Consider the following 21,948-nt stretch of genomic DNA (forward strand, 5'->3'; position numbering starts at 1 on the left):
TTACCCCGCATCTTTCAGTTCAAAATGGCCGTTTTCCAGATCGACATCGGTACGAAACAGAAACTCCAGCGGGTACGGCACGCACCATAAACGCCCTTTGATCTCGATGGAGAGCACGTTGTGCAGATCCAACGAGGAGGTATCCGACACGCAGCGGACCTGCAGCCCCTGCGGCAAAATGCGCGGCTCAAAATTGATGATGGCCTCGGTGAGCTTGCGCTGGATATCGTGCCATTCGATATCCGACATTCTCTTTCCGGCCAGCGGCGCGACGCCGAAGTTGACCACCGAGCGGTTCACGTGCGGCAAGGCGCTCAAGTCGCCGGAGGCATCGTGGTTGATGGTGTTAAACAACCACTGCAGATCGCGCAGGACGTTGCGGCGCAGGGCGGCGTGGGTGATCAGATTGCTGTTGGCCGACTCGCGCTTTTTGTCCGGGTCGTTATCGGTGAGACGATCCAGCAGCGAGGGCTGCATTTTGTCGCGCGCCCCCACCTTCTCCTGCTTGCTGCGGGCTTGCCAGCCGCTGCGCAGCAGATCGCCTTCGCCAGCGGGATTACTCATCGGCTCCATCCGTCGCAAACGTCACGAGGCTTAAGGACAGCAGCGGGTATTCGCTTTGATCGCTCAGCCAGGCCTTCTGGCCCCTGCCTTCGTAAAGGGTGCCATCTTCATCGAGCTGCTGCCATTCGGTGGTGCGGCCCAGCTTAACCGCATCAGTGGCATCGGCTGCAAACGGGTAACGCGCCGGGATCTGACACACCTGCTCCGTCCCGTCCGTCAGGCGCACCAGCGCGTGACGCCAGACCAGATCGGTCACGCTGGCGGGCGCCTGGAAACGGAACTCCGCGATGGCGCTGAACGGCAGCCAGAAATAACGGCCGTTCACGATGGTTTCGCAGACCGGGCCGAGACGGGCATCGCCATCCATCAGCCACTCGAAAGCCTGCGTTTCCTCGTTTTCGAGGATAATCTGGCCGGCAGTAGCCTCAGCCCGATCGAGGGCTTCCAGACGCAGCGCCCGGGCGCGCTCGCCCTCCTCGCTCAGCGCCGCGGCCAGGGTCGTCAGCCACGGCCACTGGGTTTCTGGCATGGCCGGACGCGCCTGTCCCGCCATCACCTGGGCGCGCTGCAGCTCGCCCTGAATGGATTGCTCCAGCAGCGTGACGGTGGGCTTCGCCTGCGGCTTCAGCGCCAGCCAGCTTTTCAGCTGGGTCAGCGCGCGCGTCCAGTTGCCGCTGAGGGTTAAAAACTGCACGAACGCGGCGCGGAGGTCGGCATCCGCCGGACGGGCTTTGATTTCAGCTTCAAGACGCGCCAGCGCATCGCTGAGCGACTCGCCCGCCAGGTGTTGATAGAGCGTATTCATAGCCATTCCTTAATTCGCCGCGCGCCATGCGCCGATGGCCGGGTCGCGCAGCTGAGGACGCAGGGTGTCAATCAGGACGATATTCAGCGGCGTGCCGGGTGCAACCCAGGCGCTCCAGGTTTTTTTCACCGCCGCAATACGCGCCTGCAGTTTTGCATCGTCGCTGGCGATTTCGCGGGAAATCTCCACCGCTACGGTGCCGTTGCTTTTCCAGCTGTTCAGGGCGCTATCGTAAGGCAGGATCATCCAGCTCTGGTCGCTGTTTGGGGTGCTGAATACCATGCGCTCTTTGTTGACGGAGGTGATCAGCGCGTTTTCAGGATCGGCGCTTTGATTCAGCCCGGTCACCGGGAAGCCGTGGATGTAGGTCACCGCCATCTCTTTCTGTCCGCCGTTGCGGGACTGCGAAACCACGGTGTGTCCGCTCAGCCAGCTGCCGTTACCGCAGCGGGTGGTGTCAGAATCTGGAATAAAGAGCGCCGGAGCGGAAGCGCCACCTTCCCAGAAGGTGCGCAGGTGGCAGCCGTCCTGCAGGGTAAATTCCTGCCACGGCGTGCGGTCAGCGGCAACCGTGCGGGAAGCCACGTTCTGGTCCGGCGGCAGCAGCGCGCCGCTGGCTGGGGTTGCGGTGACGGTCGCAGCAGGCGCGGCCTGCTCCTGTTTCACCACCAGCGCCCAGTCCTGCGCTTTGCCTGCCGTACCCTGCGCCAGCGTGGTACCCGCCGGATCGTTGAGCGTCCAGCTAAGCTTATTCACTTTGCTGCACTGGTGTTCCAGCAGGGAGCCAAGGCGCGGCACAAAGTTCTCCAGCACGGAGACGTCTTTCTTGCCGTTCGCCACAATGCGCAGCGCCACCTCAGGCTTACACCAGCTCTGCGGCGTGTTGTCTTTGATGTTGTCGATCCAGATATCCAGCTTCTGCGCAGGAGACTGCACGATGCGGAAATTCTCAGCCTGCGCGGTGGAGGTGACCGCCAGAAGTGCCAAACCCGATAGCCAAAGTTTCATATCGTTCCTTGTGTGTCTAATCAGTTCCGCAGGGAAGAAATTGTGCTGCGTCAGAGAGTGTGTGCAGCAAAGTGGTGTCCTGAGGGTTGCCCATCCATACCGCCAGGGCAGTATAGTTATCCTGAGCATTCCCCTCCTGTTCGCCATTCTTTTGAATGATTTGGTTCATTAAGGTCAGCCACTCCTGCGGCGTATTGACCATATGCAGCGACTGCTTCATTTGCTCTTCGCTAACGCCGTGCCAGAACCCGTCGGTGCAGAGTAAGAATGCATCGCCGTCTTCAACCTGCACCACGTCGCTGTAGCTCGCTTCCGGCCCGCCGTTTTCAATTCCCAGCGCCAGATAGAGCAGGTTGCTGTTGAGATCGTCGGTCTGGTGCCCGGCGTCTTTCATCTGCTGCACCAGGCTGTGGTCGGTGGTCACATGCCACAGCCATCCCCGGCGAAACAGGTACAGGCGGCTGTCTCCGGCGTGCGCCCAGTAGGCCAGGCCGTAATCACGGTCAATGAACAGGCTGACCAGCGTCGTGCCCATCCGGCGATAGTTCTGAACGGCCTGCTGTTCGCTGAGGATAGTGCGGTTAGCCGTCTGCACGTAGTCGCGGATGTGCTGCGCATTGAGATGTTTGTCGCCATCGAAGCGGGAGATAATGCTGTTGCGGGCCAGCTCTGCAGCCACCTCACCGCCCGGCAGGCCCGCGATGCCGTCGCAGACGACAAAGCAGGCTGAACGTTCCCCTATGGTTTCTCCCGTCTGATCCTGGTTGCTGGCGCGCGTCCCCTGGCGGGAGAGAGAAGCCGTTGCGATATTCATTTGTCTTCCGATCCGCTCTGTGAGTCTTTGTACTGATTCACCTCCATGTCGTACGCATGAAGGAAAGCCTCGCCGAACAGGGTGTGGAAGTCATCCTCAATCTCGCCAGCCGTCTCGCCATAGCTGCGCACAAAATAGTCCCACAGGGCGGCTTTGCGGCTGCCCGGCAGCGCCAGACGCGAGGTCATCCCGTTCTGCTTCGCCTGCTCTTCCAGCTGTTCCGGATTAAAGGACTGCAGCATCGCGGCAATGATGGCGCGGATACCGGAGATCATGCCCAGCTGGTGCGCCTGCAGATCGATCAGCGCGTCGCGCACGGATTTGGTCGGCGGCATAAAGCCCGGCATCGGGGTGCCGAACATCTGGATCAGCACGGTTTTGCCGGTTGGCAGCAGCTTGAACGGGTTGTTGGCATCGTCCAGCACCATGGTCATATCGGCCTTCACGCCACGCTTGAGGATGGAGCGCGAGGAGAGCAGCGCCACGGTCCCCTGAGAGAACATGCCGAGGATCTGACCGAGCTGACGCATATTTTCACGGTCAAACTGCGGGACGGGCTGCATTTCGCTCAGACCCATCCCCTCCAGCAGCGCCTCCAGCAGCTCGCCCTGCAGCACTTCGCCCTTCTCACCGCTGTTTGCCGCGGCGGTTGGGGCGGCGGCGTTATTGACCGGGTCAATGCGCAGACGGCCTTTCGGTGCCTGAGCGCTGCTGCGCGCCACAGCCTGCGGCGTTGGCATGGTGAAGCCAGCGTAATCTGGTCGCGCGGGCTCTTCTTCAGCACGCGGTTCTTCCTGCGGCTCAGGCGCGAACAGCGGAGAATCGGCCAGCACGTCCTCTTCCTGCTCGGGTTCAGGCACTGGCGCAGGCTTTTCGGCAATAATGTCATCCGGATGGGTTAATGGCGCGCCGCCCATCAGCCCGAGCGGGTCGTCATTACGCGCGGCTGGCGCGCTGGTCTTACCGCCAAACAGGGCCAGCGGATCGAGCTCGTCCGTCGCCTCGTCTTCTGGCTTCACGGGGCTATTCTCGCCCGGCGGCACCAGCGTTGACGGGGTGACGTCGTCAAAAATACTCTCTTTTTTGAATAACGCTTCGTCGCTGAACAGCGTGTCCGGGTCAACGTTCTTACGCTCAAGCTTTGGATCGCTGTCGTTAAACATCGCCAGCGGATCTTCCGCGTTACGCTCCGGGGCCGCAGGCTGGGAGAACGGATCTTGCGATGCAGCAGGCTGCGGTTTTGTACGGTTGCTGGAGATGCTGTCGGAGATGGAGAACTCCTGCATCAGGCTATCCCAGATTTCCGTTGGCACGGCGGTTGGCTCGGCCTTCCCGCGCGGTGCGGCGCTCGCCGGCTTCGGTTGCGGAGCGGGCGCGGACGCGGCTGCCGGACGCGCCTGCTGATGCATACTGGCCGCCATACGGCTCACGGGCTGGGTATCGTGGATCAGTTCGGTGACTTCGATACGGTAGTCATCAATACCGAGAATGTCGCCATCCTGCAACTCAACCTGACGCCCTCGCTCCAGCGGAATGTCATTTAATACCACGCGGGTGACGCTGCCACGGTTGGTCACGCGGCATTCGCCCTGGGCGTCAACGTGAACAATGGCCTGCAGACGAGAGATGGTGCGGTCATTGTCCGGCAACACCAGATTGTTATCCGTACCGCGCCCAATGGTGCCGCCCGGGGCGTAAAAATCACAGCTGCTTTGCGGCGGCTGATGACCGGGTTTCGTAGAAATAATCGTGAATCGCATGGCGTATTCCTGCTGGTATGATTAGCGCTCAAACGCTGCCGCTCTCGGTGCGAGAACGGCGGCGTTTGAGAAATTGAATATCAAAAACTATTTAATGAAGGTAATAAAATATAATCCAACAATGAGCCATAGAGTGAATATTAGCGCCTGAAACTTATAACGGCGATGTAATTTTAGCATCCAACCAATTCTTTCTTCAGGTAACGACTGTACATATTTATAAGCATCTTCCTGAACAAGCCTTTCACGCGTGAATTTCATTTCAACGCCTTTATAAAGGCGGACAAACCAGATTATTTTTTGATAATTGGCCAGCGAACCAAAAAAGGAAGCATAGTTAGTTACAAGATCCAGATCATATCCCTTGCGCCGATAGTCTGAAAGTAACTGATTATAATCAGCCTCGTGTTTTTTGAAATAACGAGAACTGAACAGATCCATAATTACAACAACCAGCAATAAAACCACGATAAGAAATAATGATAAATTCTCTATATTCACCATATTTTATCCATCATATACTCAGTCGCTCCGCCCGCTATCTCGCCACCAACGTATCCACCAGCAGCAGCCCCAACAATGGAGCAGGCGAGCAGTCCTACGCCCCCCGTCGCAACACCAAGCGCAACGCAGACACCAGCACCTGCCATTGCTCCGTATTTACCACCGTAAATACCCCCTGCCAGGCTTGCACCAAAGCTGCTGTATTTTTTCACAGCGACTTTAGAGCAACTCTGCTCTCGTCCTACGGTGCAGGCATTGTAAACTTCATTAGTGGTATTTGCACCTGCAAAACCTATTGCAAGCCACCCTCCCGCTTTAAGAAAACGAGCGGCCTTAGAGGCATTATCGATATAAGTTGAATAACCACGAATAGAGGCGACCCCGGCTGTACTCCATTCATGTACAATGGATCTGCTTGACAAGCCTAATGCATGCTTCAATTCGTTATAGGGTTTCATCTTTAAGGTCAGTCGGGACAATTTGTTTAATAAACCATCCAACTCAGAAAAGAGGCGCTGACGCTCAACGAAAAACTGTTGGCTTATCAATGTCCCTTGTGCTCTGTACTGATTCTGGTAAGCCAATTCAATGGATTTAAGTTTTTTTTCTATTTCACTAAAATATTTTTCACCTGCATCAGCAACGACACCAAGGGACTTATCCATAAAATTAGTGACTGCAGCTATGGTACTAAAATGTTGATTAAAGAAATTCGCTTCACCAGAGTTAAGATCGGCCAGAGCACCGTTGACTTTCTTTTTAGCGAGCTGTAATTGCATAAGCTGCACAGAATTATTACTTCCCGGCGGATCAAGAATCAACATCTGCCCAGGTTTTGACCACTGCGCATCACTATTAACCTGCATGAAATAACGTGCAGCATCACTATTTGGATCGTTGAATAAAAGCCTTGCCTGGAAATCCAGGGTTCCGGGCTGCTGAACAATACAATATCCCGGATTAACTAATGATTGACTAGCCATATTCATTCCCTTTGATTTTTATAAAAACGCTCACAAATAAGCATACACATTTAAATAAAAACGGAGTTGAATTAGTATCCAAAGGTTGACACTTTCTTAAAAACATCAACATTTGAAAACGCTCCTATTCTATTCTGGCTAGCGATAATTCGCCTCTAGAATTTACACTGAGAATAAAGCGAGCCGCATATCGAACAAATGAATTAATCATAATGACCGGGGAAAACTCCCCGGTCACATACGCAGTTACGCTTCTTTGTTTTCTTTGATGTTCCAGCCAGCGCTGCTTTCAGCACCTTTACCACCAGACGTGGTCTGCTCCCAGTACTGCTGTTTCACTTTCGCAGCCTGGAATGCATAGGTCACACCAACGGTATCGCCGTTGTCTGCACCGGTGTACTGAACAGAGGTGACCAGCACATCTTCCAGCGTGATGCGGGAGTATTCCACCTGCTGGCCGCCGGCTTTACAGACGGACAGCTCAACTTTGGTCAGGTGTTTACCGCTGGCGCAGTGTTTCAGGATAGCGGTGGTGGATTTGTCGATCAGCGCGTTAACGTGCAGGTCGTTAAAGTTAACTTTACCGGCACCGCCGCCACCGCCAACGCTCATATTACCTGGCTGGGAAGCACCCCAGGAGAAGGAGGTAATATCAGTCCAGCCGGTGTGGTTAGAATCTTTAGATTCGCCCGTAACACCCTCGACCCTCAGAAACATATCAATAGCCATAATATCTACTCTTCGTGGATGAACAATATTGCTTTCGAAAAAGCACTTATATGGCAAACAGGAAAGCATGGGGCTGAATAAAACCGTCCATATTTTACCTCTGCCTCATATCAAATGACCCGTGTCATTTGACAGTCTTACATTCCCCCTGAATGAACGGAAAGAATGTGAAGCCTTTACTACCGGGCGTTATTCTGGAATCGAATAAGCCCGGCATTACCGGGGATTAATTTTTGAATTCTTACGGACAGTGATGTTTGGGGAAAACTGGATAACCACCGCAGCGGTATTTTCCCCCTCCCCCCCACCCTCTCCCTCAGGGGAGAGGGGGCGTCCGTGTCTTCATCACGCGTCTTTCGTCTTCAGCGACGGCAGTTTAGATACCAGACGCAGGGAAACGGTCAGACCTTCCAGCTGGTAGTGCGGACGCAGGAAGAACTTCGCGGCGTAGTAGCCCGGGTTGTCTTCAATCTCCTGCACCTGCACTTCCGCTGCGGCCAGCGGTTTACGGGACTTGGTCTCCTGAGAGGAGTTCGCCGGGTCACCGTCGACGTAGTTCATGACCCAGTCGTTCAGCCAGCGCTCCATCTCTTCGCGCTCGCGGAAGGAGCCGATTTTGTCGCGCACGATGCACTTCAGGTAGTGCGCAAAGCGGCAGCAGGCGAACAGGTACGGCAGACGAGAGGCCAGACGCGCGTTGGCGGTGGCATCCGGGTCGTGGTACTCAGCCGGTTTCTGCAGCGACTGCGCGCCGATGAAGGCGGCAAAGTCGGAGTTTTTGCGGTGAACCAGCGGCATAAATCCGTTTTTCGCCAGCTCGGCTTCACGACGATCGCTGATGGCGATCTCGGTCGGACACTTCATGTCCACGCCGCCGTCATCGCTCGGGAAGGTGTGGCACGGCAGGTTTTCCACCGCCCCGCCGGACTCCACGCCGCGAATTGAGGTGCACCAGCCGTACTCTTTGAAGGAGCGGTTGATGTTGGCGGCCATCGCGTACGCGGCGTTCGCCCAGGAGTAGCTGTTGTGGTTCGCGCCGTCGGTCTGCTCCTCAAAGTCAAAGCTGTCGACCGGGTTGGTGCGAATGCCGTACGGCAGGCGCGACAGGAAGCGCGGCATCACCAGGCCCAGATAGCGGGCATCTTCGGATTCACGCAGCGAACGCCAGGCGGCGTATTCGGTGTTCTGGAAGATCTTGGTCAGGTCGCGCGGGTTAGCCAGCTCCTGCCAGGACTCCATCTGCATCACGCCCGGTGCGGTACCGGTGATAAACGGACAGTGCGCCGCCGAGCCGATGCGCGCCATTTCGCCCAGTAGCTCAACGTCCTGCGGGCTGTGGTCGAAGTAGTAGTCGCCCACGATGCAGCCAAACGGCTCGCCGCCGAACTGACCGTACTCCTGCTCGTAGATTTTCTTGAAGATCGGGCTCTGGTCCCAGCCCACGCCCTTGAAGCGCTTCAGGGTGCGGCCCAGCTCCTGCTTGGAGATGCTCATAAAGCGGATCTTCAGCATCTCGTCAGTTTCAGTGTTGTTCACCAGATAGCTCAGACCGCGCCAGGCGCTCTCCAGCTTCTGAAACTCGTCGTGGTGAATGATCTGATTTACCTGCTGCGACAGCTGCTCGTCGATACCGGCGATCAGGTTCTGAATGGTGCGGTAGGTGTCGTTCGAGAAGGTGACGGTATTTTCCAGCGCCTGCTGCGCCAGCGTTTTGACCGCGCTTTCTACGGCTGAACGGGCCTGATCGGTTTTCGGGCGGAACTCTTTGTTCAGCAGCGCGCTGAATTCATCCTGGCTGAACGCCTGACCCGCCTGCTGCTCGTGTTGTTGAGTCTGGTTGCTCATCGATTATTCCTCGCTACCTTTCGCGCTTTCGTCATTTTTCGGCAACTGGCTCAGGGATTTGAGCAGCGTCGGATCCTGCAGAATTTTAGCGATCAGCTCTTCCGCACCGTTTTTGCCGTCCATATAGGTCAGCAGGTTGGAGAGCTGGGTACGCGCTTCCAGCAGCTTGTTCAGCGGCTCGACCTTGCGGGCCACCGCATCCGGCAGGAAGTCGTCCATGCTGTCAAAGGTCAGATCCACGTTGAGCTTACCTTCGCCGGTCAGGGTGTTATCCACCTGGAACGCCACGCGCGGCTTCAGCGCCTTCATGCGTTCGTCAAAGTTGTCGATGTCGATTTCGAGGAATTTACGCTCGTCGACGGCCGGCAGATTTTCCACCGGTTTGCCGACCAGATCGGCCATGACGCCCATCACAAACGGCAGCTGAATTTTACGTTCTGCACCGTAGATCTCTACGTCGTACTCGATCTGCACGCGGGGGGCACGGTTACGTGCGATGAATTTCTGCCCACTGTTACTCATTGCCATGATGTTCTCCATCAAAGATGCGCGGTGAAGGTAAAACGACAGGCTCCATGCCTGACGTCATAATGCCTGGACGCGCTATTCGCGGCGCCCAAAGATGTTTTCCAGTTGGTTAACGCCGTCTGGCGCCAGGTCGCGAATAATGTCCATAAAGTTAAGTTCTGACAGCCGCTGCACCCGTTCAATCATCAGCGGTGCGGGGTGGCTCGGTTCGTACTGCGCAAAATACTGCTTCGCTTTTTCCAGCATCAGCTGCGCGTCGGCGCGGCTGGTGACCTGCACGCTGCGCCAGTCGGTGACCGGCTGAGCGGGCTGCGCTGCCGCCGACTGCTGCTCGGCCTGTGGTTCAGCCTGCGCCTCACGGTTCGGCAGCAGCTTGCTGATGTCGGTTACCTGACACGCGCTGGCGACCAGTCCGACTGTTTTCAGCAGCTGCTCCATCTCGGGCACGCCGCTTTCACCGAGATGCCCGGTGAGCAGCTCGCGAATCGCCAGCAGACGTTCGTTAATGACGATAACCGCTTCGGTTCCCGGCTGGTCGCCGCGGGCCAGCTCGTCAATCAGCCGTGGACGACCGCCGGGATAGTCCGGGCATTCCGTCTTGCTGCCGTCCAGCAGGGCCTGAGCATCCCGGAGCGAAATTTCATCGCCGTTTGAACGCAGAAGCGAGGCGTTTCGCACGGCGACGGTGAGGTCGGATTTATCGCTCAGCCCCGCCAGGGCGTTAATGCGATAGAACGGATCGGTTTCGCCATACTCTTCCAGCAGCGGATAGAGCGTCTCCCAGTAACGGGCGATCGCCTCCTGCACCAGCAACAAACCGTCCGCGTAGCCCGCCAGCCCGCGGCGGCGCGTCCAGGCATGGGTTAACGCCAGCAGTACGCGAAGATCTTTGGTGCGGGTCAGCAGGCTGGTGGCGTATTTTTCCACCGTGTTCCAGTCAGCGGGCTCTGCCGGGATAATGGTGTCGCCAAACTGCTGTTCCGCCTTCCCAAGACTTGCCTGATTCATCGCCTGGAAGTCGGCGTCGTACTCCAGGTTTTCGCCGCAGGGTTTTTCGGGACTGATTGGCGCGAGAAATTCTTCGATATTCATGAGATCCCTGCTTATTCAAACATGGGCGGATAGAGACCGTGACGCCCCGGACGGGCGCCCCCTGCCGGGTCGAACAGCAGGGTGAAAAGCTGCCCGGTAAAGTTACCGCTGTGCACGTGGGTGTACAGCGGGTAGCCGTCGCAGCGGTTGGTCCACCAGTAGCTGGTCTGACGCAGCGGATCAAAACACTCGGCCGCCTGAGGCCAGCCCAGCGTGCTCTGGCCGTCCTCGTCATAACCAATCACATCAAGGATGTCGGATCGCTTTTGCGGCTCGACGGGCTGCGGTGCCGGGATAGTCATCAGCATCTCATCCAGCTGCGAGGCGGAAAAACTGTTGCGCACCGCGTGCAGCCCCAGGCGCCCAATCTGCTGGTACCAGCTTTCGGCCTGGCTGAGCAGGCTGGTCGACCACTCTGACGGGGCGAAGCTCAGCTGAAGGCAAACCGGGTACTGGCGGCCAACGCTGTCGCGGCCGGGCAGCAGACAGCCCATCTGGATCATCTGGCTGCCCAGCATGGGCGGTACCACAAAATTCCAGACTGGCGCTTTGTGAAACTGGCGCTCGCCGCTGCGCTGCTCTTCCTGTTGCCAGGCCAGCAGACCGACCTGGAACCAGTGTGACCACTGGCGCTGTAAAGTGTCAGGAAAGCGACGCTGCAAAAAATCTCCGGCGCTGGGTAATTTGCCATACCAGCTGTAGCGGTTCATCGCAGGGGTATTCGTCATACGGCTGTCCTTGCGGTTATGGGCATGAGAAACGGGGACGCTGGAACGGGTTACGAATGCTGTTTGGCGCAAACTCCAGCGTGACCTGATGTCCGTCGACGCTGAAGGTGGCCTGACGGCTCAGGCTACCCGCACCCGGGCTGGTGCTCGCTTTATCAAAGAAGCGGTTGAGCGCCCAGGCGCCGTTGGTGACCAGCGTCGCCGTGCTGCCGTTAGCCAGCCCCAGCTGCATGCGTACCTGGTTGGTGCCGCCCGGCCCCGGCCAGTTCATGATCTGTACGGCCTGCGGACCGTGGCTGTAGCGCAGCAACTGGCCGTCAACGTCCAGCGTCAGGTTCAGAATGGTGTTATCCATTCGCACGGTGCGAACCGTCACCTTGAAGGACGGCGTCGTGGCGCCATTAGCAAAGAAGGCGTCGCGAATCGACTGGGCCTGCTGGAACGGTCTCAGCAGCCCTTCGCTTCCCGGCAGCGTTTTACCGTCGATGCCCGGCATAAAGCGCCAGTTTGCCTGCGTGGTATCCACTTTATTGGTGAGATTGTCGCGGAAGAAAGCGTCCATCAGCCCGGTGCCTGGAGCAAACATGCGCGCGAGATCGTCAGGCGTAACCTCGGTGCTGGCGCTGCGCACCAGCGGGTAACGGCCGGCGATTGCCTGACGGCAGAATCCGCCCACCTCAACGTTAATCCGCTTCCGCACGTTTTCGAGGTCGCGGCGCTGGGTATCGCTGCTGGCGCCCACCGCCATATTGCTGAACATGGTTTGCAGCCCGCCCGGCAGGCGACCAGCGCTGGCCTGCAGGCGGCTGATCGCCTCTCCGCCCGGTGCCGGCATGCCGCTGTTGGCCGCGTCCTGGACGGCGGTCAGGTAGCGATAAAGCTCATCCACCTGCTTGAGAAAATCATCAAACACGATGGTCTTCCCGCCCTTCTCCAGCGGCTGCGCCAGCTCAATCATCGGCGCGTAGTGGTCGGTCACCAGCTGCTCTGGCGCCTGGGTGACCACGGCGGCCTGGGTCGGCGCTGCGTCGTTGTTGCTGAACAGGGCTTCCAGCGTACGGGTGGCGCGGTTGCTCTGATCCTGCGCTTTGCCCGCATCTTCCGGCGCTGGCGCATTGCGCGACAGCGTCAGCACCTGGCTCAGGTTCTGCACCAGACGGCGCAGCGGCGAGTTTGCGCCGGAGAGCAGGCGCGCGGTGTTGATGCGCTGGGAGAGATCGGCGCTGTTATTGAGCTGAATGTCGGCGAGGAAGCTATCCCAGTTAGCGATAAAGTCGCGCATGTAGAGCTGGCGCACGGCGTTATCGATCTGCTGTTTATCTTCCTGCGCCGTCGCGGCCCCCAGCACCCAGGCGTCGTCCTCGTGCAGGGCGGTGGTTACGCTGTCAATCTGGCCGTTAAAGCTTTTCCAGTAGCCGTCCGGCGTATACAGGCCCGGCACGCCTTCGCTCACCGGCTTGCCGCTTTTGCGTGAAAACACCAGCTCGCTCTGCGGTCCGCCCAGGTAGGAAAGGGAGACCGGCTTGAGGTTGTCATCATGCTCCAGCAGGCGTTTGAGACGACCGTATACGCGCGTGGAGAGCGGCTGCTGGCCGATCATCGCTCTTTCGCGGGCCACCAGAGATTCATCCTGCGCGTACGGCGAGGCCTGAATTTTCGGTTCCAGCAGCTGCGTCAGGTGCCATTCAAGCTGCTGTAGTTGCGCCTTCGTGACGTTCTGCGGCAGATTTCGCTGCAGGTTGAGCATCACCCACGAATGCAGGAATTTGCCGTCGTAGTGCTTCGGCTGATACAGCATCTGATAGGCTTTCAGAGCTTCATAGCTGTATTCCACATCGCTGCCGTTGTCGTTGCGAAGCCAGGTGGTGATGTGCATGGCGACGGCAGGCAAAAGCATCTGATCCAGCGCTTTCTGGTACAGCGACTGCGAGGCGTCGCTGACGTCATCTCCGCGGTAGAGCCCCATACGGCGGGATACGGGCGGATCGTTCACATCAAACGCGTCGCTTTTCGGCAGGTCCACCAGACCGTTCAGCAGCGGCAGCAGATCGAACAGGTCACGCTGGGTCTGGTTCTGCAGCGCCTTGCTCTGCTGGTCCAGCAGCGGCACCTTCGCATCCACCTCTTCCAGATAGGCCTTGTTTTTGGCATAGCTGGTCAGCCACAAACCACCGAGGATGACCAGCAGGGCCAGCAGCGCCGCGTAGCCGGACCAGATCACCGCCCGGTTGCGCAGCTCCCACCAGCGGTTTTCGCCCGCGATCCCGGCTTCCTGGAAAATGACGTTTTGCAGCAGGTTCTTAATGAAGAAACTCTGACCTTTTGCCCCCGGGATCGGCGCTTCTTTGCTGACCGAATCCCAGTTATCCGCCTCACCCCCTTCCGGCAGCGACAGCGCGCGGTTCAGTTCGCCCATCACGCGGTCGAACGGCATGCCTTCCTGCGTCCCGCTGGCGAAGTAGATCCCGCGCGGAGAGAACTCGGTTTCAAAGTTGGAGCGGGCGAAGACCGTGCTCAGGTAATCCGCCAGCAGCGGACGTAGCGCGGCGAACTCCTGCGGGAAGAGATACGCTTCGGCGCGGGTTTTCGCGTCGTGCTCTTTCAGCATGGTTTCCGGCAGCCCGGCATCGAGGCGCTGCTGCAGCAAAGAAAACTCCTGCTGGAAGTTGCCCATCAGGTCGTAATCGGCGTGTTTGGTTTGCTCCCACGGCAGGGTAAAGCCCCAGATCTGGTCGCGCTGCGCTTTGTCGTAGTCGGCAAACCAGGCGCGGAAGCCTTTAAGCAGGTCGGCCTTGGTCACCATCACGTAGACCGGGAAGCGAATACCCAGCTGTTCATGCAGCTCGGACAGACGCTGGCGCAGGTTCACCGCCTGCTGGCGGGACGCCTCGGCGGACTGGGTGAGCAGGTCAGAAATGCTGATGGTGATGATGACGCCGTTGATCGGCTGGCGGCGGCGATACTTACGCAGCAGGTTGATGAACTCCAGCCATTCGCCGGCGTCCTGCACCTGCTCGCTCTCCTGGGTGGTATAGCGGCCCGCCGTGTCCAGCAGCACCGCCTCATTGGTAAACCACCAATCGCAGTTACGCGTGCCGCCAATGCCCCGCAGCGCGGTCTTACCGAAGCGATCGGCCAGCGGGAACTGCAGCCCGGAGTTAACCAGCGCCGTGGTTTTACCGGAGCCCGGCGCGCCGATAATGACGTACCACGGCAGCTGATAGAGATATTGCGTGCTGAAGCGCTGCGTCCACTGGGCGCCCTGGCCCGCTTTGCTGAAGTGAGCTTTTTTAAGCATCTGCGCGGCTTCATCAAAGCGGCTGGCGAGGATCTGCTCCTCGCTGTTCAGTCGCTTCTGCGGATCCGCCGCTTCCGGGCTGGCGGTATTCTCTTTGAGCTTGTCCATCAGCTTGCGGTTCAGCCAGGCATTGTACAGGCGCGGCAGAATGTGGCCCTGTGCCCAGAGCAGATAGACCACGGCAATGCTGATAATACGGTTCTGTTCAGACTCAAGCGGTCGGGTGTCCACGATGGACAACAGGGGACCAATCATCCAGATCACCGCCGCAAGCGCCGTTACGCCGAGGAAGCTCCACAGAATGCGGTTGGTTAAAATGGAAAGAAGTGTAGTCAGCATCCTTAGTTTCCTTGCGGCAATCCGTTCAGCTCAGCCTGAGTGTTTTCAGGCGACACCAGCAGAGTAATTTCCACACGGCGGTTACGGGCGCGATTTTCAGGCGTCGTGTTCGGCGCCACCGGGTTAATCTCGCCCCGCCCTTCCGCTTTCACGCGGCCAGGCTGAGAGAGGCTTCCCTGCAGCATTTTCTGTACCGAGCGGGCGCGTTCCAGAGAGAGTTCATAGTTAGAAGCAAAGCGCGCGCTACGGATCGGCACGTTGTCGCTGTAGCCCACCACCAGAATTTTGCCGCTGACGTTATTCATCGCCTGCGCAATACGGTTGATGACCGGTTCATAGCGGTCACGCACAACGGTTGAGGCAGAGGCAAACAGCCCGTCGCCCTTCAGGATCACGACGCTGCGATCCGCTTCGTCCTTCACCGCGACCAGGCCAGCCTCGATTTCAGGCTTCAGGAAGCCGCGCAGGTTCAGCACCGCCGGAAGCTGACGGGCCGGCTGCTGAATAGTGGTTTCCGGCAGCTGGGACTGGTAAATCTTCGCCAGCACCGGGTTGGTGTTATCGCCAAGGCGCCAGTTAAGCACGATATAAAACAGACAGGCGATAAACCCGGCCAGCGCCACGCAGGCCCACAGGGGAACCATCGGCCGCCAGAGCTTGCGCAGCACCGGACGATCTTCCGGATGGGGAGAAAGCGGCGGCGGATAGCTGCCGCGCACGCCGCGGATCATCTGCCACAGCCGCTGCTTGATGGTTTCAAGCTGGGTGCGGCCATTATCCAGCACCCGATAGCGTCCTTCGAAGCCCAGCAGCAGGCAGTAGTTGATCATCTCCAGCAGCAGGATATGCTCGCGCGGGTTCTGCGACAGGCGCGCCAGCAGCTGGAAGAACTTCTCGCCGCCCCAGGTTTCGTTATGGAACGTCACCAGCAGACCATTGCTTGACCAGACGCCGCTGCTGCCCCAGGGGGTAAGCGCGGCAGCCTCATCGAGCGCCGTACACAGGCAGTAGCGTGCCCCGACGATCACTTCGTAGGGCAGCCCCGCCTGCTGGCAGCGGACTTCGAAACGGCGAATTTCATCGATCAGGCGCTGGCGCAGCGCCACCTGATCGTCATGGGAGACCGAATGACGGATCTGCGGAATCGCATTGAGCAGCGGATTGGCGGCCGCCACCAGCTGATTGTTGCTACTGGCCCCGGTAAACGCGGCATCGCTGCCGGTGTCCTGTCGTTCCTGCATATTAAGCGCTCGCTTTATTATTCTGTCGGGCTACGGATGGCCCAAAACTCCATATCCAGCCCCGGGAACTCCCCTGCAAGGTGCAGGGCGAATGCGCCGGACTTATCCATCTCGTGCCACAGCTCGCTGCCCTTCTCCAGTTCAAAGTAGCTGTAGCCGGCATGCCACGGGATCTGCGGCGGCGCGACCGGCATGGCGCGCAGCATAATGCCCGGCAGCTGAAGCTGAACCAGATCGCGGATTTTCGAGACCGGCGCGACCTTCATCTGCGCCGGGAAATGTGTTTGCAGGTGTTCGCCTGGCACATTGGCTTTTACCGCCAGCACGAAGCCGAACTCGCGCACCATGCTGGTTTCAGGCACCGTGGCGATGTTCAGGCCGTGGGAGCGTTCGTTAAGCGGCAGCTGAATCGCGTGGTCTTCCATCACCAGCGACAGTCCCTGACGCAGCATCAGCATCAGCTTGCTGAAGCAGTTAGCCAGATCGTCATGATCGTAAATCGGCAGCACGCTTTCGGCGGTACGCTGGGACGTCCAGGTGGCGAGCTCGGTCGCAAACGGCAGCCAGCTGCGCCAGAGCGTTTCCGGATGCAGCAGCGGGAGGGTTTTTAAATGAGAAACCTCGCCCAGATGACGGTTAACCAGCGACAGCAGCGTGAACTCAATCAGTTCGGAGGTGTTAAAGCGGCCGGGCTGGCGTAAACGACCGCCAATCTGCTGGCTGCGCTGCACCAGCAGGCCGTGCAGATCGTTGATCATGCTGTAGATCTGCGGGCTGTTGTTGGCGTTGAGCATCGGCGGGATGTAGCTGTTATCGAGCCGCACGTGGTTGTCGTTACGTTTCTCCGTCACAAACGCCACGCCGATGGCGGTCCACTCTGCCGTGAGGTCTTTTTCCAGCATCAGGGTCAGACGCAGACGGCCAAACTGGACGGTGGCATCCCCCACCGACATGGCGTTGTCGTCTTCCACCTCTTGCTCGAAAGCGATGAAGCGCGCCAGCGAGGCCGGCTCTTCGCTAAAAATCACCTCTTCTCTCTCGCCGCGACGAACCGGCAGCGCGAGCACCACCTTTTCGTTGGTGAGATTGTCAGGAATTTTCAGCGGTACAGGGCCGTTGCGCCCGTTACGGACCTGGAAAAAGGTGCCGTCCGGCAGCAGGCCACTGCAGTAGCTCAGGGCAATGCATCCCTGACGCAGCATCGCTTCATCCAGTTCAACGTCAAGAAAGCCCCAGAGATACGACCGCTGCAGCGCGCCCCATTCACGAACATGGTTGAGCAGATAGCTTTCAGTCCGCTGAAAATGGTGTGGACGCAGGAACATGCCTTCGGTCCAGACGACCTTTTCTGCTTTCGTCATGATGATGTGTTTCCTGTGTTGAAGCGCGTTACTGGCTGATGACCCGAATGCCGTTCACGTCGAGAAAAACGTTGGCCTGAAGTTCATCCGCGGACCATTTCCAGAACTGGTAGATATGATTTTCGCCAGGCACGGGCAGAGGGAGTGAAACGCGCCATTTTTTGCCATCCAGCACCTGATACTCCGCCATCACGCCGATGTAGCGGGCCTCCGGAGAGCTTTGTCCGCTGAGGGTTTTGGATAGCTGTCCCGGCATCAGGAAGAACACGTCGCTGTTCAGCAGATTCGCGCCAAGCGTGGCTGACGCATTGTTCTGCAGGGAGTAGAAGTCGCTGGACATGAAATCCGCATCGGATTTCAGCAACAACACCCGGACCTTAAGCGGCGCAGATTCATTGATTTGTGGATGAGCCTGAAACTGCAGATTGTAGCGGGAGGGGTCGCTGTGTGAAGACGACGTACAGCCACTGACCAGGGCAAAAATCACCGCGTAAAAGAATAACCACAGCTTATGAAAATTTTTATTATTCATAAAAATGCGCTCATGCAAGCCGTTTAGTTCAGGATCCAGGTACCGTTAGCGCTGTCTTTGCAGGCTTTGCTGTTGCCGTCAACGTCGACACAGGTCGCTTTTTTACGCGCCTTCGGACGAATAGCCTGTTTACGCACGGCGGCGTCGTACATGTCGGCCTTGATCACGGCGCGCATCGGGACGTAACCAATCAGCTGATCGTTACCTTCATCGGCAAGCGCCATCCAGTAGTGTTCAACCTGCCCCAGCACCACGTAGGTTTTTCCGGTCTCGAGATTACGGATAACTTTGCCGCCGAAGTCAGGACGACTCATCAGGGAGGCCGGATACATGGCGCGATACGGTTCGTTGACCGGGTTGAACTCCGCCGGCGGCGTGACAGCGTGACGGTGGGTTAAGGTTACGCCGTTGACCTGGCTGGTCTCGATCGTATCGTCGTTGATCACAGGTTTCTGCGGCGCTTTACAGCCCGCCACCGCCATTACAAACAGAAGTGAAAACAGTACGCGCATTTTCATATGCTTTTCCGTAGCGATATTTTGATGATGAAGATAAGGGGGTGAAGTTTGACTTAAGTGCTATTGTTAAAATAGCCAGGATATTTTCGGGGCGTTACTATTTTAAGGGCATAGCTACCGCACGAGCCCTTCAGAATAAGGCCCAGTGTCTTCCTGACATATTTTGACAAACGGTAAACAAGTTTACATGAGCTTCGCCTCAATTCAATATTTACCGCTACGTAACTGTTGGTAAATGAAGCAGTCAGAAAATTATAGGATTAATCCTATGAAAAAAGCCGATACGACCTACACGCTGTTATTTTTCCACCACATTACCACTCATGTTATTGTATTATAAAGAAAAACAACAAAAGAGAACCACTTTCATTAACGCAATACCGCTATTATCGCCACTACCATAATTAGTAGAATTCGCGTATTGGTGAGGTCAGCAGAATATATGAACCATGAATTATTTGTTGCACTAACAGGGTAACTTTAATATTAATCGTAATTTACGCTTAGAATAGTTCTGTATCGCCCATTCCGCGTGGCGTTAATTTTACGCCTCAAAATAACTTTATATTTCGCGTTGTGATAATTACCCTGTCAGGCATAAATTATATCCATTAATCATTAAGCCTGCGTTAACCATCCTGACATTATCGCAGCCGAAAATGCTCGCAATAGCCCGCCAGCTGCGAACTGTGTTTATTGCTGCCGCCCACAGCCTTCATTCGAAATTTTATTGCTGCTACATCCTCCCCTGCCCATTCCATCTATCTTGCCTACCGGGCGATAGATAAGATTTATTATTAAAATGATAAAAAATCGTTATAATTTCTTTAAATATTTAAGCATCAGATCCGATAAATCGCTGTAATAAAATGAGTTTAAGATAAGGCATTTTTCCGCATCGTATGCACGTAGCCATCCGGTGGTCATTGCTTTCGCTTATTGTCCTGTGCAGCGCTTTTTTGGGGTTCAGACGTTGTGTGACCGAAGAGATCAGGAGTGGGTATGAATAAGAAAAGACGCTCGGTGCCGGGTATCAGACACTATGACGGTCCTGCCGGAGGCTGGGGGGCGTTAAAAGCGACGGCCATCGCGGTACGTACCCAAATGGATACCCTTGATGCTCCCGCCACGCTGCTGCGCACCAACCAGCCTGACGGTTTTGACTGCCCGGGCTGCGCGTGGCCGGATAAAGAACACAAGTCGACCTTCCAGTTCTGCGAGAACGGTGCCAAAGCGGTGACCTGGGAAGCCACCAGCAAACGCGTTACCCCCGCGTTTCTGGCCGAAAACAGCGTCTCCTCGCTGCTGGCAAAATCGGACTTTGAGCTGGAAGGCTACGGTCGACTGACGCATCCCCTGCGCTATGACCGGGCGAGCGATACCTTCCGGCCCGTCGACTGGGAAGAGGCGTTTGAACGCATCGGCGAAGTACTGCGCGGGCTCGAACCGGACCAGGTCGAATTCTATACCTCCGGACGCGCCTCTAACGAAGCGGCGTATCTGTTCCAGCTGTTCGCTCGCGAATACGGCACCAACAACTTCCCCGACTGCTCGAATATGTGCCACGAGGCCACCAGCGTCGGTTTGCCGCGTTCGATTGGCATCGGGAAAGGCACCGTCTCGCTGGACGACTTCGACAAGACCGAGCTGGTGATCTCCATCGGCCACAACCCCGGCACCAACCATCCGCGCATGATGGGGACCCTCCACGAGCTGGCCCGTCGCAACGTGCCGATTATCGTCTTTAACCCGCTGCGCGAACGCGCCCTCGAACGTTTCGCCAATCCGCAAAGCGTGATTGAAATGGCGACCTACGGCTCCACGGATATCGCTTCGACCTATTTCCAGGTGAAGGCCGGAGGCGATGCCGCCGCGCTGAAAGGCATTGCCAAACATCTACTGGAAATGGAGGCCGAACGCGGTGACGTGCTGGATCACGCATTTATTGCCGAACACACCCAGGGCATTGAGGACTTCGCCGCCGATATCGCGCAAACCCGCTGGGACGAGATCGAGCGCGAGTCGGGCCTGAGCCAGGCGGCGCTCAAAAAGGTGGCCGACGCCTATGCGAAATCAAATGCCACCATCATTACCTACGGGATGGGGATTACCCAGCACAATAAAGGTACTGCAAACGTTCGCCTGATCGCCGACCTGCTGCTGCTGCGCGGGAATATCGGCAAGCCCGGCGCGGGTATCTGCCCCCTGCGCGGCCACTCTAACGTTCAGGGGAACCGCACCGTCGGGATCAGCGAGAAGCCTACCCCGGCCTTCCTGAACCGTCTGAAGGACGTTTTCGGCTTTGAGCCACCGGCTCACCACGGACACGATGCGGTGCAGGCCACGCAGGCGATGATCGACGGCCGCGCGAAGGCGCTCATCTGCCTTGGGGGTAATTTTGCGGTGGCGATGCCCGATCACGAGCGGGGTTTTCCGGCGATGGGTAACCTGGATTTGAGCGTGCACGTCGGGACCAAGCTCAACCGTACCCATCTGCTGGTGGGCAAAGAGACCTTTATCTTTCCGTGCCTCGGCCGCACCGAGCTGGATCTCCAGGCCACCGGTCGTCAGTCCATTACCGTCGAAGACTCCATGTCGATGGTGCATGCCTCGTCCGGCAAGCTGAAGCCCGCCTCACCGTTACTCCTCTCGGAACCGGCTATCGTCGCCGGCATGGCGAAAGCCACGCTGCCGGAAACCCGCGTGGACTGGCTGACGCTGGTTGAGGATTACGACCGGATCCGCGATCTGATCGAGCGGACCATTCCGGGCTTTGAGAACTACAACGCGCGGATCCGCGTTCCCGGCGGCTTCCGCATGCCGCTGCCGCCAACGCAGCGTATCTGGCCAACGGCGACGGGAAAAGCGATGTTCTCGGTGTTCGACGGCGTTCACGAGAACGCCAGCGGCGAAGGTGAGCACGTTCTGCGCCTTATCACGCTGCGCAGCCACGATCAGTACAACACCACCATTTACGCTCTGGACGACCGCTACCGCGGCGTGTTTGGCCGCCGCGACGTGCTGTTTATGAACGAAGACGATATGGCGCAGTCAGGCCTGGAGCACGGCGACCGCATCGATATCGAAACCGCCCTCCCCGGCAGCGTCCAGCGTCTGACGGACATTACCGTGGTGGCGTACAGCATCGCGCCTGGCACCGTCGGCGCCTATTACCCGGAGGCCAACGTGCTGGTGCCGCTGGATTATCTGGATAAGGACAGCGGTACGCCGTCGTATAAATCCGTTCCGGTTCGCATCACCCTGCGCTCGAAAGAGATCCGCATGCTGTAAGGCTGCTC

At 57.6% G+C, this 21,948-nt stretch carries 18 protein-coding genes; 1 reads left to right on the forward strand and 17 read right to left on the reverse strand.

Features of this window, described 5'->3' with window-relative positions:
- The 17 genes from tssE to LA04_RS15335 form a co-directional block, all read right to left on the reverse strand.
- Positions 1-564: a type VI secretion system baseplate subunit TssE gene (gene tssE, locus LA04_RS15255; RefSeq protein ID WP_047652264.1), complete on the reverse strand. Its 564-nt coding sequence runs from the start codon at positions 562-564 to the stop codon at positions 1-3.
- On the reverse strand, positions 557-1,369 hold the full coding sequence (locus LA04_RS15260) for a type VI secretion system accessory protein TagJ (protein WP_047652265.1): 813 nt from the start codon (positions 1,367-1,369) through the stop codon (positions 557-559). Before LA04_RS15260 ends, tssE begins: the two co-directional genes overlap by 8 nt.
- A 9-nt stretch (positions 1,370-1,378) precedes the next feature.
- A complete protein-coding gene (locus LA04_RS15265; protein WP_047652266.1) occupies positions 1,379-2,377 on the reverse strand; it encodes a hypothetical protein in 999 nt (332 codons plus the stop codon).
- Positions 2,378-2,393: 16 nt separating this feature from the next.
- A complete protein-coding gene (locus tag LA04_RS15270; protein WP_047652267.1) occupies positions 2,394-3,191 on the reverse strand; it encodes a PP2C family protein-serine/threonine phosphatase in 798 nt (265 codons plus the stop codon).
- The gene (tagH, locus tag LA04_RS15275) at positions 3,188-4,951 is read right to left on the reverse strand and encodes a type VI secretion system-associated FHA domain protein TagH (protein WP_047652268.1); all 1,764 of its coding nucleotides are present in this window, start codon (positions 4,949-4,951) and stop codon (positions 3,188-3,190) included. Before tagH ends, LA04_RS15270 begins: the two co-directional genes overlap by 4 nt.
- An 87-nt stretch (positions 4,952-5,038) precedes the next feature.
- On the reverse strand, positions 5,039-5,455 hold the full coding sequence (locus LA04_RS15280; RefSeq protein ID WP_047652269.1) for a hypothetical protein: 417 nt from the start codon (positions 5,453-5,455) through the stop codon (positions 5,039-5,041).
- Positions 5,449-6,438, reverse strand: coding sequence for a hypothetical protein (locus LA04_RS15285; RefSeq protein ID WP_047652270.1), 990 nt, complete (start codon positions 6,436-6,438; stop codon positions 5,449-5,451). Before LA04_RS15285 ends, LA04_RS15280 begins: the two co-directional genes overlap by 7 nt.
- Positions 6,439-6,684: 246 nt before the next feature.
- Positions 6,685-7,167, reverse strand: coding sequence for an Hcp family type VI secretion system effector (locus tag LA04_RS15290; RefSeq protein ID WP_047652271.1), 483 nt, complete (start codon positions 7,165-7,167; stop codon positions 6,685-6,687).
- A 345-nt stretch (positions 7,168-7,512) separates the two neighbouring features.
- On the reverse strand, positions 7,513-9,012 hold the full coding sequence (gene tssC / locus LA04_RS15295; RefSeq protein ID WP_023336028.1) for a type VI secretion system contractile sheath large subunit: 1,500 nt from the start codon (positions 9,010-9,012) through the stop codon (positions 7,513-7,515).
- A 3-nt stretch (positions 9,013-9,015) separates the two neighbouring features.
- A complete protein-coding gene (gene tssB, locus LA04_RS15300; protein ID WP_008502644.1) occupies positions 9,016-9,540 on the reverse strand; it encodes a type VI secretion system contractile sheath small subunit in 525 nt (174 codons plus the stop codon).
- 75 nt (positions 9,541-9,615) lie between these two features.
- Entirely contained in the window at positions 9,616-10,632 is a 1,017-nt protein-coding gene (gene tssA / locus LA04_RS15305) for a type VI secretion system protein TssA (protein ID WP_047652272.1), read from the reverse strand.
- A gap of 11 nt (positions 10,633-10,643) precedes the next feature.
- Positions 10,644-11,360 carry a type VI secretion system-associated protein TagF gene (gene tagF, locus LA04_RS15310; RefSeq protein WP_023312158.1) on the reverse strand — a complete coding sequence of 239 codons (717 nt, stop codon included), beginning with the start codon at positions 11,358-11,360 and terminating at the stop codon, positions 10,644-10,646.
- A 16-nt stretch (positions 11,361-11,376) separates the two neighbouring features.
- Positions 11,377-14,997, reverse strand: coding sequence for a type VI secretion system membrane subunit TssM (gene tssM / locus LA04_RS15315; protein WP_047652273.1), 3,621 nt, complete (start codon positions 14,995-14,997; stop codon positions 11,377-11,379).
- Positions 14,998-14,999: 2 nt separating this feature from the next.
- Positions 15,000-16,238, reverse strand: a complete 1,239-nt coding sequence (locus tag LA04_RS15320; RefSeq protein ID WP_033145801.1) for a DotU family type VI secretion system protein — start codon at positions 16,236-16,238, stop codon at positions 15,000-15,002.
- A gap of 17 nt (positions 16,239-16,255) precedes the next feature.
- Positions 16,256-17,599 (reverse strand): type VI secretion system baseplate subunit TssK, encoded by a 1,344-nt coding sequence (gene tssK / locus LA04_RS15325; protein ID WP_029740099.1) that lies wholly within the window; start codon positions 17,597-17,599, stop codon positions 16,256-16,258.
- A gap of 28 nt (positions 17,600-17,627) precedes the next feature.
- Positions 17,628-18,131 carry a type VI secretion system lipoprotein TssJ gene (gene tssJ / locus LA04_RS15330; protein WP_047652274.1) on the reverse strand — a complete coding sequence of 168 codons (504 nt, stop codon included), beginning with the start codon at positions 18,129-18,131 and terminating at the stop codon, positions 17,628-17,630.
- Between the two features lie 23 nt (positions 18,132-18,154).
- Positions 18,155-18,649: a hypothetical protein gene (locus tag LA04_RS15335; RefSeq protein ID WP_047652275.1), complete on the reverse strand. Its 495-nt coding sequence runs from the start codon at positions 18,647-18,649 to the stop codon at positions 18,155-18,157.
- Between the two features lie 1,002 nt (positions 18,650-19,651).
- Here LA04_RS15335 and LA04_RS15340 point away from each other — a divergent pair.
- Positions 19,652-21,940, forward strand: a complete 2,289-nt coding sequence (locus LA04_RS15340) for an FdhF/YdeP family oxidoreductase (RefSeq protein WP_047652276.1) — start codon at positions 19,652-19,654, stop codon at positions 21,938-21,940.
- Positions 21,941-21,948: the final 8 nt, after the last annotated feature.

Source organism: Enterobacter sp. UCD-UG_FMILLET (assembly GCF_000762975.1).
Lineage (GTDB): Bacteria > Pseudomonadota > Gammaproteobacteria > Enterobacterales > Enterobacteriaceae > Enterobacter > Enterobacter dykesii.